General features: G+C 55.0%; 16 protein-coding genes and 1 other RNA gene. 3 read left to right on the top strand and 14 right to left on the bottom strand.

The features are described from left to right. Positions 1-52 precede the first annotated feature (52 nt). Positions 53-934, top strand: coding sequence for a fructose bisphosphate aldolase (locus tag Q0816_RS05470; protein WP_298848432.1), 882 nt, complete (start codon positions 53-55; stop codon positions 932-934). A gap of 4 nt (positions 935-938) precedes the next feature. On the opposite strand, the gene Q0816_RS05465 is transcribed toward Q0816_RS05470, so the two are convergent. From Q0816_RS05465 to fumC, 4 genes are read right to left on the bottom strand one after another with little or no spacing between them, the layout of a single operon-like run. Further along, complete coding sequence (locus Q0816_RS05465) at positions 939-1,541, bottom strand: DNA-3-methyladenine glycosylase I (RefSeq protein WP_298848430.1); 603 nt, start codon at positions 1,539-1,541, stop codon at positions 939-941. Positions 1,542-1,599: 58 nt separating this feature from the next. Then, on the bottom strand, positions 1,600-1,821 hold the full coding sequence (locus Q0816_RS05460; RefSeq protein WP_298848428.1) for a ribbon-helix-helix domain-containing protein: 222 nt from the start codon (positions 1,819-1,821) through the stop codon (positions 1,600-1,602). Then, positions 1,818-1,994 (bottom strand): DUF4169 family protein, encoded by a 177-nt coding sequence (locus Q0816_RS05455; RefSeq protein ID WP_298848426.1) that lies wholly within the window; start codon positions 1,992-1,994, stop codon positions 1,818-1,820. The genes Q0816_RS05460 and Q0816_RS05455 overlap by 4 nt, the downstream gene beginning before the upstream one ends. Beyond that, positions 1,994-3,388: a class II fumarate hydratase gene (fumC, locus tag Q0816_RS05450; protein ID WP_298848424.1), complete on the bottom strand. Its 1,395-nt coding sequence runs from the start codon at positions 3,386-3,388 to the stop codon at positions 1,994-1,996. Before fumC ends, Q0816_RS05455 begins: the two co-directional genes overlap by 1 nt. A gap of 205 nt (positions 3,389-3,593) precedes the next feature. On the opposite strand from fumC, the gene Q0816_RS05445 reads away from it, so the two are divergent. After that, complete coding sequence (locus Q0816_RS05445) at positions 3,594-4,157, top strand: hypothetical protein (RefSeq protein ID WP_298848422.1); 564 nt, start codon at positions 3,594-3,596, stop codon at positions 4,155-4,157. 27 nt (positions 4,158-4,184) lie between these two features. Here the strand turns inward: Q0816_RS05445 and Q0816_RS05440 are convergent, their stop codons facing one another. From Q0816_RS05440 to Q0816_RS05395, 10 genes are all read right to left on the bottom strand, one after another. After that, positions 4,185-4,643: an SspB family protein gene (locus Q0816_RS05440; protein ID WP_298848421.1), complete on the bottom strand. Its 459-nt coding sequence runs from the start codon at positions 4,641-4,643 to the stop codon at positions 4,185-4,187. 76 nt (positions 4,644-4,719) lie between these two features. Then, positions 4,720-5,973 carry a chromate efflux transporter gene (chrA, locus tag Q0816_RS05435; protein WP_298848420.1) on the bottom strand — a complete coding sequence of 418 codons (1,254 nt, stop codon included), beginning with the start codon at positions 5,971-5,973 and terminating at the stop codon, positions 4,720-4,722. Beyond that, positions 5,970-6,785, bottom strand: coding sequence for a sulfurtransferase/chromate resistance protein (locus Q0816_RS05430; protein WP_298848418.1), 816 nt, complete (start codon positions 6,783-6,785; stop codon positions 5,970-5,972). Before Q0816_RS05430 ends, chrA begins: the two co-directional genes overlap by 4 nt. A 126-nt stretch (positions 6,786-6,911) precedes the next feature. Next, positions 6,912-7,343 (bottom strand): ester cyclase, encoded by a 432-nt coding sequence (locus tag Q0816_RS05425; protein WP_298848416.1) that lies wholly within the window; start codon positions 7,341-7,343, stop codon positions 6,912-6,914. A gap of 100 nt (positions 7,344-7,443) precedes the next feature. After that, positions 7,444-7,816: a transfer-messenger RNA gene (ssrA, locus tag Q0816_RS05420) on the bottom strand. Between the two features lie 36 nt (positions 7,817-7,852). Further along, complete coding sequence (locus Q0816_RS05415) at positions 7,853-8,215, bottom strand: DUF4345 family protein (RefSeq protein WP_298848413.1); 363 nt, start codon at positions 8,213-8,215, stop codon at positions 7,853-7,855. 15 nt (positions 8,216-8,230) lie between these two features. Next, positions 8,231-8,881 carry a TenA family protein gene (locus Q0816_RS05410; protein ID WP_298848412.1) on the bottom strand — a complete coding sequence of 217 codons (651 nt, stop codon included), beginning with the start codon at positions 8,879-8,881 and terminating at the stop codon, positions 8,231-8,233. A 59-nt stretch (positions 8,882-8,940) separates the two neighbouring features. Further along, complete coding sequence (locus tag Q0816_RS05405; RefSeq protein ID WP_298848410.1) at positions 8,941-9,594, bottom strand: hypothetical protein; 654 nt, start codon at positions 9,592-9,594, stop codon at positions 8,941-8,943. A gap of 13 nt (positions 9,595-9,607) precedes the next feature. Next, entirely contained in the window at positions 9,608-11,008 is a 1,401-nt protein-coding gene (locus Q0816_RS05400; RefSeq protein ID WP_298848408.1) for a selenium-binding protein SBP56-related protein, read from the bottom strand. Positions 11,009-11,125: 117 nt separating this feature from the next. Then, positions 11,126-11,857, bottom strand: coding sequence for a FadR/GntR family transcriptional regulator (locus Q0816_RS05395; RefSeq protein WP_298848406.1), 732 nt, complete (start codon positions 11,855-11,857; stop codon positions 11,126-11,128). A gap of 115 nt (positions 11,858-11,972) precedes the next feature. Here Q0816_RS05395 and Q0816_RS05390 point away from each other — a divergent pair, with 115 nt between their 5' ends. Next, on the top strand, positions 11,973-12,737 hold the full coding sequence (locus Q0816_RS05390; RefSeq protein WP_298848866.1) for a DUF2182 domain-containing protein: 765 nt from the start codon (positions 11,973-11,975) through the stop codon (positions 12,735-12,737). Positions 12,738-12,739: the final 2 nt, after the last annotated feature.

Here is a 12,739-nt window from a genome sequence, read left to right as displayed (position 1 = left end):
CCTGTTGTATGCGGGGGAAGACATCGGAATCATCATTGAACGGGAAAACATTATGGCCAAAGCAGAACAGCGCGCGCAGATGATCAACGGCGCAGGCTTTATCGCAGCACTGGATCAAAGCGGCGGATCGACCCCGAAAGCACTGGCGCTGTATGGCGTTGATGCTTCGGATTACACCTCTGATGCAGAGATGTTTGGCGAAATCCAGAAAATGCGCGCGCGCATTATTCTGGCCGACGATTTCACTAAGGATAAAGTGATCGGTGCGATCCTGTTCGAACGTACCCTTGGCGAAGCAATTGATGGCCGTAAAGTCGCCGACTACCTTTGGTCGGTCAAAGGCATCGTGCCTTTCCTCAAGATCGACAAAGGCCTGGAAGATCAGGCAAACGGCGTTCAGATGATGAAACCGATCCCCGGTCTGGCCGAGACACTGGCCAAGGCGAATGGTGTATTCGGCACCAAAGAACGCTCGGTCATTCACGACGCCAATGCCGAAGGCATCGCGGCCGTCGTTGCCCAACAGTTCGACGTTGCTCGCGAAGTCACCGATGCCGGTATGGTTCCGATTGTCGAACCCGAAGTGAACATCAACTCGGAAACCAAAGCCAAAGCGGAAGACATCCTGAAGGCAGAGATCCTGAAGAACCTCGATCAACTGGCCGAGGGGCAAGAGGTGATGCTGAAGCTGACGATCCCGACGAAGGCAAACCTGTATGACGCGCTGGCTGATCACCCGCGGGTTTTGCGTGTTGTTGCACTTTCGGGCGGATATTCGACTGAACAAGCCTGCGATCTGCTGGATCAGAACGGCAAGATGATTGCATCGTTCTCGCGCGCATTGACCGAAGGTCTGTCGAAACAACAGTCAGATGCCGAATTCAACGCAGCTTTGGGCGGTAACATCGACAAGATCTTTAAAGCCTCTGTCTGATCTCTCAGACAGGTTTGGTGAAAGAGCGGCGCAACTTTGCCGCTTTTTTTCTGCTTATACATCCTTCGGCATGGTCATTGACCAGCCCCATGGCCTGCATGAACGCAAACACCGTCGTGGGCCCCACAAACTTCCACCCCCGTTTCTTGAGATCTTTCGACATGGCCACGGACTCTGGAGATGTGGACGCCGTTTGTGGGGGCGGGGGTGTTTCAGCCTCATAACGCCAGACATAAGCAGCCAGAGACCCTTCGGTCGCTATCAATTCCTGTGCGCGGCGGGCGTTGTTGATCACCGCTTCAATCTTACCACGATGACGGATGATCCCAGCATCCTGTAACAGGCGCTCAACATCAGTATCAGAAAACTGGGCCATCTTGTTGAAATCAAACCCGCAAAACGCTTTTCGAAAGTTCTCGCGCTTGTTCAGGATCGTTCGCCAGCTAAGACCGGACTGAAAGCTCTCAAGGCACAGTTTTTCGAACAATCGCTGGTCATCGACGACCGGGTAACCCCATTCATTGTCGTGATACTCAAAGAACTCCGGCGCTGATTGGCACCATGCGCATCTTTGCTGGCCATCAGGTCCTGTAATGGTATTGCTCATGTATGTTCCCTTTTTGTACTCACTCACGCTACGCTCAGGAAACGAGAAATGACAAGTCTTATACGCGGTCGCGATACCAATTCAGCACAAAGACCCTGATGGCCGATGCCAGGCCGGTCTCAGGGTCACGACCCACATCAATGTCCGCGGCCAAAACATTGATTGGTTTATCTTGTTCATGAGCAATGTCGCGAAAGGCCCGCCAGAATTCGTCCTCAAGAGATACGGAAGTTCGATGTCCCTTAAGGGTCAGGGAACGTTTCACAGGGCGGCCACTCATTCGTCCAGCTCATGATTGTCAAGATCGCGTTTCTGTTTGTCTTGCCGCAACTTCACGACATCTTTCTCGGTCTTGGTACGCCCAAAGGCGACGGCGTTCTGGTCGGCGCGGGCCTTCTTTTCGGCCCGCGCCTTTTCCTTTCGATACCGGTTCAGATTGACCGGCTTGCCCATCAGTCTTTCGGGCCGATCATCTGTTCGGGCCGGACAACTGCGTCAAAGGTTGCCTCATCCACAAAGCCCAGCGCGATGGCCTCTTCCTTGAGGGTCGTGCCGTTCTTATGGGCAGTTTTCGCGACAGCGGTAGCGTTGTCATAGCCGATGGTCGGGGCCAGAGCAGTCACCAGCATCAGCGATTCCTTCATCAGCTTGTCGATGCGCGGCTCGTTCGCCTTGATGCCCAGCAGCATTCGTTCCGTAAAGCTGTCGGCGGCATCGCCCAGCAACTGGATTGATTGCAGCAGGTTGTAGGACATCATCGGGTTGTAGACGTTCAGTTCAAAATGACCCTGCGATCCGGCAAAGGTCATCGCGGCGTTATTGCCCATCACATGTGCAGCGACCTGGGTCAGCGCCTCGGCCTGTGTCGGGTTCACCTTGCCGGGCATGATAGACGAGCCTGGCTCGTTTTCGGGCAGGATCAGTTCACCCAGACCCGACCGAGGGCCAGAGCCCAAAAATCGGATGTCGTTGGCGATTTTGTAGCAGCTACCCGCAATCGTCGCCAAAGCGCCGGACAGGAAAACCATCGCGTCATGAGCTGCCAGCGCTTCGAATTTGTTCGGTGCGGTCACGAAGGGCAGGTCAGTGATCTGCGCCATATGGCCTGCAACCGCCTCACCCCAGCCGTTCTGAGTATTCAGCCCAGTGCCGACAGCGGTGCCGCCTTGGGCAAGTTCGTAGATCCCCGGCATTGCCGTATGAACGCGGGCAATCCCCTGACGAATCTGATGGGCATAGCCGCTGAACTCCTGACCCAGTGTCAGAGGCGTCGCATCCTGTGTATGTGTTCGGCCTATCTTGATGATGTCCTTGAATTCCTCGGCCTTGTGCTCGAGTCCCGAAGCCAGCTTCTCAAGCCCGGGCAGTAAAACGTCACGCACGCTCATGGCTGTGGCGATATGCATGGCCGTTGGGAATGTGTCGTTCGACGACTGCCCCATGTTGCAGTGATCGTTCGGGTGCACAGGATCTTTCGTGCCGATCACGCCGCCCAGAATCTCGATAGCGCGGTTCGCAATGACCTCGTTCGAGTTCATGTTGGACTGGGTGCCCGATCCGGTTTGCCATACGACCAAAGGGAAGTTGTCGTCGAACTTGCCTTCGATCACTTCACCGGCGGCCTGAATGATCGCATCAGCAATTCCGGCGTCCAGTTTGCCGGTCGCCTTGTTTTCCATTGCACAGGCTTTTTTGATCACGCCCAGCGCGCGCACGATGGCGACAGGCTGCGTCTCCCACCCAATGGGGAAATTCATGATCGAGCGCTGCGTTTGTGCGCCCCAATACTTGTCGGCAGGAACCTCGAGCGGGCCAAAACTGTCGGATTCGGTGCGGGTCTGAGACATATGTCACTCCGTCTGGTATGCAGTTGTATGCCAACTAGCCGCAGCAACGCCGTGACGCAATCGGCCAGTTGCGCGCACCTTAAACTTAAGGGCATCAAAGGTATAGGCGCAGGGTGCGTCACTTTAATTGTTATTACCGGGAATGTGGCATTGTGCGTGGACACCTCTCAGCTACAATAGAGGCGTGGCTGCCCTGGAGGACAAAATGCCAAAGTTCCATCGCCTTACGCTTGAAAAAGCAGCTGCGATATTTGCAGTTTGCGTGGTTTGGCTCTCTGTTCTGAGTTTTGAAGCCCGCGCGGCTGAGATAACGCCTTTTTTGGGTGACTATATCGGATCTGCAGAAGTTGTGGACGCAGACGGCACTATAACGCCTCGGGACATGAGCGTTTCAATTTTCGAAACCAAGAACGGTTTTAACGTCAGTTGGCGGACGACGACGTACAAGTTGGATGGGCGCGTAAAGGAACAGAAGTTTTCGATCGATTTTGTTCCATCAGATCGCCAGGATGTGTTCTCGGCAGCGATGAAACGCAATGTTTTTGGTCACGAAGTCCCGTTGGATCCCATGAAAGGTGAGCCTTTTGTGTGGGGGCGCATCGTTGGCGATACTCTGACCGTGTTTTCGTTGTTTATTGACGAAGACGGCGGTTACGAGTTGCAGCAATTCGACCGGTCACTGGCCGAAGGCGGCCTGAACCTTTCCTTTTCACGTTTTATCGACGGCCAGAAATCACGGTCAGTCGAAACATTTCTGATGAAGAAATAAACCCCGCACCGGGCGGGGTTTCGAGATTTATTTTCTAAAGCTGTCCAGCGAAACGACATCCGCGTCGTGATGTATCTCTTCCTCTTCGACCTCGATCGTGTCCTCGACGATCTGATCTTCGTCGATTTCATCCTCGGGGCTCTCAAACCTCAGCCCGAATTCAACTGACGGATCCACAAAGGTCTTGATTGCAGCGTAAGGAATGTACAGTGGTTCCGGCGCGTCTCCGAAATTCAAAGTGATCGCGAAACCGACCTCTCCAACCTCGAGATTCTCGAACCAGTGCTGCATGACGATGGTCATTTCATCGGGATAGCGTTCACGCAGCCAGTCGGCGATTTCCACACCATCTTCGTGGGTATCGAAGGTGATGAAGAAATGATGTGCTCCGGGTAGACCGGTTTCGGAAACGTTCGTCAGCACTGTTTTAATAAGCCCGCGCATGGCGGTGTGCATCAGATTTCCATAGTCGATGCCTTGCGACATGTGAGATCCTCAAAAGTGGTTATGTTCAGCATAGGGGATTTGATCGGAAACGAAAGGGCGGGTATTGCCGGATTGATCAGATATTGTGTGCAGCCAGCCCGGCGATAGACATCAGAACCAGCACAATGCCCATCCCTAATTTCAGTCGAAAAATCAAGGCTCCGGCGAGAATTGTTAGACCCAATGCGACGATATCAAGCGCGGAAATTTGCGGCGCGGGGATTGCCAATGGCCCCCACGATATTTCAGGTACCGATTCGAAAAGAACATTCAGGGCGAACCACACGGAAAGGTTGAGAATCACTCCGACGACGGCTGCGGTGATCCCATGCAAGGCCGCTGAAAGACGGGGGCGCGAGGCCAGACGATCAAGATAGGGGGCTGCCAGGAAAATCCACAGGAAACATGGAACGAAGGTCGCCCATAGGGCAACGGCACCGGCGGCAAGCGCCAATGCAAAGCTTCCGTTCAGGTGTCCGGTAAGCATGGCAACGAACTGAGTTACAAGAATTAATGGGCCCGGTGTCGTCTCCGCCAGCCCCAACCCGTCGATCATCTGGTCCGTGCTGATCCAATGATACTGGTCCACGACCGTTTGCGTCATATAGGCCAGCACTGCATATGCGCCGCCAAAGGTCACGACAGCCAGTCGGGCAAAAAACCAACCCAGATCGCTCAGCAACTGATGGCCGCTGAGGCTTAGTGTGACCAGAGGACCCAGCCACAACGGCAACCAGACAGCAATTGTGCGGACAGAGCGTGCCAAATGCGATGTCGTGTCGGGTCTGGGCGTTTCGACAGAACCTTTGAAGGTGATGTATCCCCAAAATGCGGCGGCCAAAATGATTAGCGGGAAAGGAAGGTTCAGTAGAAAAATGGACAGGAAAGACAAAAGCGCGATTATTCGGTGTTCACCATCCGTCAAGGCCTTGCGTGAGAGATTGCGAAGCGCCTGCAAAACGATCACGATGACGGTTGCTTTGATGCCGGTAAAAGCCGATTGCACCAAGGGGACCTCACCAAACGCGGAATAGAGGGCGACAAGAAGCGCAATAACCAATGCGCCGGGCAACACAAACAGACTGCCAGCGATCAGCCCGCCTTTGACCCCGCGCAGGCGCCAGCCTGCATAGGTGGCCAACTGCATCGCCTCCGGGCCAGGGAGTAACATGCATAAGGACAAGGCCCGCAGATAGGTCTGTTCATCCAGCCAAGGTCGACGTTCAACCAATTCCTGATGCATCAGGGATATCTGTGCCGCCGGACCGCCGAATGACAACAGGCCGATACGACCAAAAACTTTGACCAACTCATTCAGCGTCGGCGTCATGTGTGACGCTCCGCCGGCCAGTCATGGCTTTCGTCAAAGCCGTCGCGGGCCCAGCGATACAGGGCGTCATAAACAGACAATCCGGCGTCCAGATTCTCATGATCGTCACGGTATTGGCGGGAAAGTCCGACCGAGATGGCCAGCAATCCAGCGGCTTCTGGTGCGAGGTCATGTCGATTGGTGTCTGCTGCGCGAACGACAGTTGCCAAACGGTCCAGTGCGGGCAAGTGCAGATTGAACTCGTCGAGCATCGTATCAAATGTGCATTTGTCTGCGCGGTGGCTCCAAAACGTATCGTTGATATCAAATGGGACCGCATCAAAGATTTCGGCGACGCTTTGAACCTCTGACGGGGCGACGAATAAGAAACGGGCGTTGGCGTCCACAAACCGGCGGATCAGCCAGGGGCAGGCAATTCTGTCAATCTTGGGCCTATGTCGTGTGACCCATAGGGTTCCGCGGTCGTGAAACGGTGGAACAGCAGAGGCGGGAATACGTGGAGCGTCCGGCATATCCCGCCATGCGTACATACCACCTTCCAGATACTCGGCCTGCTGCCCCTCGCTTCGAAGCCATGACACGACACCCTGGCTCAGCTTTTTGCCCTTTTGACAGATGATGACGCTGGGGCGATCAGCAACGACGTCAAGAAGCCCCGGAAGATCCTTGGCGACATGGCGAACTGAACCGGGGATGAAAAATGGATCGTCGTCAAAGTCCGCATCCAGGCAGATATCGATCAAGACCGGTGCCTGTGGCGTTCCAATCAGGCGCAATAGTTGTTTCGGTGTTATTGAATTGGGCGCAGCCATGGCATGTCTCCTGAGCTATTTCGGATACATGCGAAACTTGGGCTGTCGCCTCACGGGGCGTTCGCAATTTTACCCCATGGCTCTTGCTAGCGTGCAAGCGCCGTTGGGGTCAAGATTGCTTTGGGTTCAGGCCCAGTCCAGCCTTTGCCCGGTCATGCAAACGGGCAGGGTGTCTGAAGGGAACTGACCCAATTCCTCGAAAAACGAGATGAAATCGAAGTGATTGTAGGCTTCGACCATTTTGTGGTCTTTGAACCGTGCCATGACCTGTCCCGTCACTTCCAACGGGGCACCATTGTCCGCCCGGAACGTGCACACGTGCAGGATGGCTGACACCCAGTCTCCGTTCTCGATGATTTTGGGCAGGTCTACCTTGATGTCACCAAGGATATGACGAAAGGCCGTGACCAAATCACGGAAATCATCCGCACCCACCTGCATTTCAGGAATCAACCCTTCGGCCATCGTTTCCGGCGCAAAAAACTGATCGACCATTTCGGTATTTCCGTTTTCCCAAACTTCGGAATACCACGTTCTGAGTATCTCTGAATTTGTCATCCCAGTTCTCCTGTCCAAGCATTGGCAAGATGGCAAAAAGGAGTGAACAAACTCTGAATCTGTTCAGAGGTTGGAAATAAAATCAGACATGTACGGAAGAAATGCAGGTTTCTGTTGCCAGGTACCTGCGAACCCCGCCTTACGCGGCTAGGCGCAAGGACTTAAGTTTCGGTCTTGCTACTGCTTACGCAGCAACTGCAACCGGAGCACGATTGTCGTTTGCAATTGTACTATTTTCGCCGGTAACGGTGGCAGACAGCCGAGACAAAGCTAACCCCTTTAGACGTTCGTCGATCCTATTTCGGCCCCCCGATTCTGAAAGTGATCCCCAAACGACGGATGCCTTCAGAAGGTATATGGTGGAGCCGCCGGGTACCGCCCCCGGGTCCGATCCGCTTATTACGAGCGCGTTTATGTCCATAGTCCCGAAGGACTCTTCTTATATAGGTGAGGTGACAGGCGGATGCAAACTCAGAATAAATTGCACCACATCGAATGATTACAGTCTATTAAGCCGCTTTGTTGAAGTTCGCTGCGATCAACCAGACGGCCAGAACCAATTCGATTCCCCCAAAGGTCAGCGCCTTGGTCAAAGGCGGGTTGTCCAATGCGACAGATACAAACCGACCCAGCGCCGCCCCGGAATAGACAACGCCAAGCATGACATATGCCATTGGGTTGTTCAGCCACAGAACCGCAATTCCTGTCACGACAAAAAGCCCGCCAACGGACGCACGCATCTCGGACAGGCCCATGGTGCTGTTGGTGGGGGCCAGATCCAGCGCCTGGGCCGTATGGGCAGGCGCCAGAAAACCAAACGCTCCGAAACCGACAGTTAGCAAAGCGGCGATAACGTTCAAAGTTGCGACCATACCGGCCCCCCTGGCTCAGGCCGCGTAGGCGGCGTCAAAGAAATCACGTTCCAGTTCTACAGCGCGATGGAACAGCCGTGTAACTTCGGCTCGCTCGGTCGCGTCCAGTGTTGGCCAAACCTGGTCAAGCTGTCCACGCAGATACTCGACCACGCCTTCAAATCCTTCGCCCGCATGTAATGTGATCCATTCCGCAAACCAGAAGGGCAGGCAGTCTTTGGGAGGATTTTCCGGGCTGGCCCAACTCAGATAGACCCATTCGGCCACGACCAGCACCGCCAGCATGTTCTGATAGCGGCCAGAGGTCACGGCCTCGGCCATCAGGTTCTGAAACGCCTCTGTGGCAGGCGCGGGTTCGGTACTGGGTTCCGTGCCCAAAGCCTCCAGCGCGCGCAGGAAATAGGTGTTCTCGGGGCCAGTGATCACAGCTAGAAACTGCGCCGCCGGAACGCTGTCTGCCAGGGTTGGTGCATGCGCGATGGCACTGGCCAAAAGGCGCACGAAACCGTCGACGAATTGATAGTCCTGCTGCAGGTACCAGCGCATCTTGTCCTCTGGCAGCGTTCCATCGGCCAGTTCGCGTGTAAACGGGTGGGTCGTGGCGGCCTGCCAATCGTCGATTTTGCCCTGGCGCAGTAATTCGGTCGGACGCGTTCGGTCTTGCATTCTGATGCTCCGCAGTTGTTTCGATGCAGACAAAGCGCGTTTCAAATCAAAGTACAAGGTCAGCCGAGTGCGGACCAAAGACCAAGACTTCCGACCAGAATGAGGCTCAGGGCCCAGATGAATTCCAGATTGAACCAACTGCGCGACAGGAATTGCAGGCCCAGCCAGCGATAGACTGCAAAAGCCAGAAATCCTCCGCCTAGTATCATGGCGAATGTGTGTAACGCTGCGACACCTAGAACGAGCAGCCCGTTTGTTGTCATGATCTGAGAAATTGCCCGATGCCCTGCGTCCAGTTCATCCAGCTCACACAGGCCGAGATAGATCGGTACAAGCATGAGCGCGGCCCCATGCGCCAGTGCCACCAGAAACGACCAGAGCGCCAGTTTGCTGGGCGGGACACGAGACAGGAAACGGGGGTGCCGACGCGTTATAGCGATGAACAACCCCATCCCGATAACGACCAGTGACGCGCCAATGCGAATTTCCTCTTGGTAATCAACGAGAACTGCCATAAGCGCGAAGGGTAGAAGAACCCCCAGCATGGCCACGAAGTGTCCACCTGCCAAGGCAGCCAACGCCCGCCAAAGAGCCGATTGGCGTTGTTCCATCAATGCCGAGGATACTGCCAGCGGCCAGCCCATTCCCGGGTTCAGACCATGATAGGCACCGCTGAGAACAACGGCCAGCCACAGGCCGGCCGTTGATGTCATCAGAACGTCCAACTCAGACCGACGGGTAGCAGAAACTGTCGGTTGAACAGTCACCACCCTCTAGCCGGATCTGGTGCGAGCGATAGCCTTTCGGGAACTCAACCCAGAACTTCGGATCCAGCGTCAGGCCGCCATTCTCTCCGACGTCCGCCTTGACCATCGCCGCACCACCTTCGCCGGGATAGAATTGATCATCCCACGTAGAATACAGAGAATTGGTCCAGTAGACACGTTTGCCATCGCGGCTGATTTCAACCATTTGCGGGCCGTAACCAAAGGTCTGGCCATTAGGGTGTTTGGTCTTTTTGACGATACCGCCAATCTCGACCTTACCGGCAAGGGTAGGGTTCATAGGATCGGACACATCGTATTGATGCATCTCACCCGTGCCCCAGCAGGCGACATACAGATACCTGTCGTCGAGGCTCAGGTCGATATCTGTGACCAGCGGTGGTACAGCCGAGAACCCTTTCAACAACTCTGGCAGATCGTCCGGATCCGCAGGTTGAGGATCGATGGTTATGGTTTTCTTGGCTTCAAAGGTTCCATCGTCATTGCGCCACCACGTGAAGATCGCACCCTGCAGATTTGTCGTGTCCACCACGACTCCACAGAACCCGTATTGCTTGACCGGGTCATGGGCCGGCCGGATTTCCAGCGCCATCTGATGGTTCTCACCAAGATCGATGGTCTGAATGTTCGTCCGATTGCGAAGGTTCCAGAAATGGATGCTGTGCCCATATTTGTTGGACAGCAGGTCTTCGGCCACGATTCCGTTTTCAAACTGCGGCGGCAAGCCCCATTCCGAGCTGACCATGTAATCCCGCGGCAAGTTCCACCAGAAATCATAGTGTTTGTCCTGCACGCCGCGCTCGATCTCGTAACGACCAATGATCTCGAAGCTTTCGCAATCCATGATGAAGATACCGGGGGGGCCGTCAGTGCCGTCTTTACCGCCGCCGCCAAGGGTGCTGACATAGATGCCCTCTGGCCCGCAATGGATAGTATGTGGTCGAGAATACCCCGTCTTTGCAAACACTTCCTCGGGTTCGATGATCTTGTGGATTTTCGCTTCAAGCGGGTTCTTTACATCGATGATGTAAATCCGGCTGGAGCGAATACCCGGGATGATCAGATAACGCCGTTCCAGAAACGCATGCCCGCTGAGTGGTGACAAGGATGACGAACATGCATTCCATCCAAAGTGATGAAACTCATCGCCTTTTTCGGGCATAATGACTTGATGCACTATCTTTCCATAGTCGTCAGAGTTTGGATCGACATTCACAACCGCCAGCCCGTCGGGCTGTGAAAAATCCGGGCTTAGCATCAACGTGAAAGCAAGCGTTTCAACTGGCCCATCCATGGCCAATTTGGCGGATGGATAAAAGGTTGGGTCCGGTCTTTGATTCATAACGTCCTCCCGTAAGTCATTGATCGTCAATTCATATTGAGAGTTCCGGTCTTGGCGCCGGATGACAATTCGCCTGCTCGTTTGCCCTTCGTCCTTATTGTTTCTAAGACACGGCCCCTAAGCCGGTTTACGTTTTTGTTCGGCCACATCATGGGCCAGTTGTCGGGTATAATGCTCCAAGTCGACCAGTGCGGTGTCCACGGTTTCTGCATCTCGCGCCTCAAGAGCGTCCGTAATTCTGGTATGCAGCGCAATAATCTCTTCTCGGGACCGAGCGGTGAACGTGATCATGTTCATCAGAGGCTGCATCGCTTCAACCGCTCCTGCAAGTTGATAAGACAGGACCGGGTTTTCTGCACCATCTACCAATGCCCGGTGAAAGGTGACGTCCGAGGCGCAAAATGCCTCATCTGTCAGGCCGGGTTGCGATTGACGGAAAATCTCTGCTCTCATGGTCGCCAGTTGATCTGCCGTGCGCCGCTGCGCAGACAACGAGGCACAGGCGCGCTCAAGTGCATAGCGTGCTTCACAGGCGGTATCGAAGCTGACCGCGTTCATCGACAGCAACAGAGTCGACGTCGTGACCTGCTGGGAATAGGCGTCTTCAAAACTCAATCGGTTCACAAACGCGCCGCCCGAAGCACCACGTTGCGTACGAATAAGGGACTGCGCCGCCAGCCGTTTCAACGCTTCACGCACGGTCGGGCGAGAGACCTTGAACTGATCGGACAGCTCAGCCTCGGATGGCAAGCGCGCGTCCACAATCAATTCACCCGACACGATCGCATCCCGAATGGCGTGGGCGATCTGAGCGGACAGGTCAGCGGTTTTCCGAGGCGCGGCTTTCATGTTCAGAGGACCTTGGGCAAATTTTCATTTGTCTGACATTTAAAAGTCTGACATTTGAAAAGCAAGGGAGTTGAGTCGGGAGGCCGAAGTGAGTCGTACGTGGCTGCGCAGCGGAATGTGGCTGGGCTTTTATGTCCTGATCCTGTGGGCATGGTGGATCATGTTCTCGATGAGCCGGGATATGGACTTGGATCTGATCGGTCGACCGGGTCCCATGGGGCAGGCGATGGCTGCCATGGACCCGCGCATGGACATGTACATGCCCATGGCCGAGTTCCGCCCTCTGTTTTCGATGTGGGCGATCATGATGGCCGCCATGATGTTGCCAACGCTGGTACCAACCCTGCGCAGTTATGACGACCTGATCCGCAGCGCCAATGGCACCCGTGCCGGATGGCTGGGTGTTCTGACCGGGTATTCAATTGTCTGGGTCGGATTCGCGGCTCTGATCACGGGGATTCAGCTGGTTTTGCTGTTTGGCGGCGTGGTCGATATGCTGGGTATAGCCAGGTCTGGCTGGGTCGCGGGCAGCCTGATGATCGTCGTGGGTGCTTTTCAGTTTTCCCGCGCCAAAGAGGTCTGCCACGGCGTTTGCCACGCCCCGATGACCTATTTCCTGGGCCATTGGAAAACCGGCTTTGCGGGCGGTTTGCGGATGGGTCTGGGCCTCGGTGCCTTTTGCGTCGGGTGTTGTTGGGGGTTTATGGCCCTTGGCTTTGTCGGCGGGGTCATGAGTCTGCTGTGGATGGGGCTTGCGACCCTGTTCATGGTTTCAGAGAAGCTACCACAGATCGGGCACGCAGTGACCCGACCGATGGGATTTGCATTGATAGCCGGCGGTTTTGTTCTGCTCGTCTATCCAATAAGCTACGGAGGATAAGC

It is taken from the genome of uncultured Ruegeria sp., from assembly GCF_947497005.1.
In the GTDB taxonomy this organism is placed as follows: domain Bacteria; phylum Pseudomonadota; class Alphaproteobacteria; order Rhodobacterales; family Rhodobacteraceae; genus Ruegeria.
Note: the sequence above shows the minus strand (reverse complement) of the source record. Positions and strands in the feature narration are given on the sequence as shown.

Coding starts and splice junctions, on each gene's coding strand:
- fumC (WP_298848424.1), bottom strand. CDS start 3,388: ATGTCTCAGACCCGCACCGAATCCGACAGTTTTGGCCCGCTCGAGGTT.
- Q0816_RS05440 (WP_298848421.1), bottom strand. CDS start 4,643: ATGTCGCAAGGCATCGACTATGGAAATCTGATGCACACCGCCATGCGC.
- Q0816_RS05400 (WP_298848408.1), bottom strand. CDS start 11,008: ATGAATCAAAGACCGGACCCAACCTTTTATCCATCCGCCAAATTGGCC.
- Q0816_RS05445 (WP_298848422.1), top strand. CDS start 3,594: ATGCCAAAGTTCCATCGCCTTACGCTTGAAAAAGCAGCTGCGATATTT.
- Q0816_RS05390 (WP_298848866.1), top strand. CDS start 11,973: ATGTGGCTGGGCTTTTATGTCCTGATCCTGTGGGCATGGTGGATCATG.
- Q0816_RS05460 (WP_298848428.1), bottom strand. CDS start 1,821: ATGAGTGGCCGCCCTGTGAAACGTTCCCTGACCCTTAAGGGACATCGA.
- Q0816_RS05430 (WP_298848418.1), bottom strand. CDS start 6,785: ATGGCTGCGCCCAATTCAATAACACCGAAACAACTATTGCGCCTGATT.
- Q0816_RS05410 (WP_298848412.1), bottom strand. CDS start 8,881: ATGCAAGACCGAACGCGTCCGACCGAATTACTGCGCCAGGGCAAAATC.
- Q0816_RS05470 (WP_298848432.1), top strand. CDS start 53: ATGGCCAAAGCAGAACAGCGCGCGCAGATGATCAACGGCGCAGGCTTT.
- Q0816_RS05415 (WP_298848413.1), bottom strand. CDS start 8,215: ATGGTCGCAACTTTGAACGTTATCGCCGCTTTGCTAACTGTCGGTTTC.
- Q0816_RS05425 (WP_298848416.1), bottom strand. CDS start 7,343: ATGACAAATTCAGAGATACTCAGAACGTGGTATTCCGAAGTTTGGGAA.
- chrA (WP_298848420.1), bottom strand. CDS start 5,973: ATGACGCCGACGCTGAATGAGTTGGTCAAAGTTTTTGGTCGTATCGGC.
- Q0816_RS05405 (WP_298848410.1), bottom strand. CDS start 9,594: ATGACATCAACGGCCGGCCTGTGGCTGGCCGTTGTTCTCAGCGGTGCC.
- Q0816_RS05455 (WP_298848426.1), bottom strand. CDS start 1,994: ATGGGCAAGCCGGTCAATCTGAACCGGTATCGAAAGGAAAAGGCGCGG.
- Q0816_RS05395 (WP_298848406.1), bottom strand. CDS start 11,857: ATGAAAGCCGCGCCTCGGAAAACCGCTGACCTGTCCGCTCAGATCGCC.
- Q0816_RS05465 (WP_298848430.1), bottom strand. CDS start 1,541: ATGAGCAATACCATTACAGGACCTGATGGCCAGCAAAGATGCGCATGG.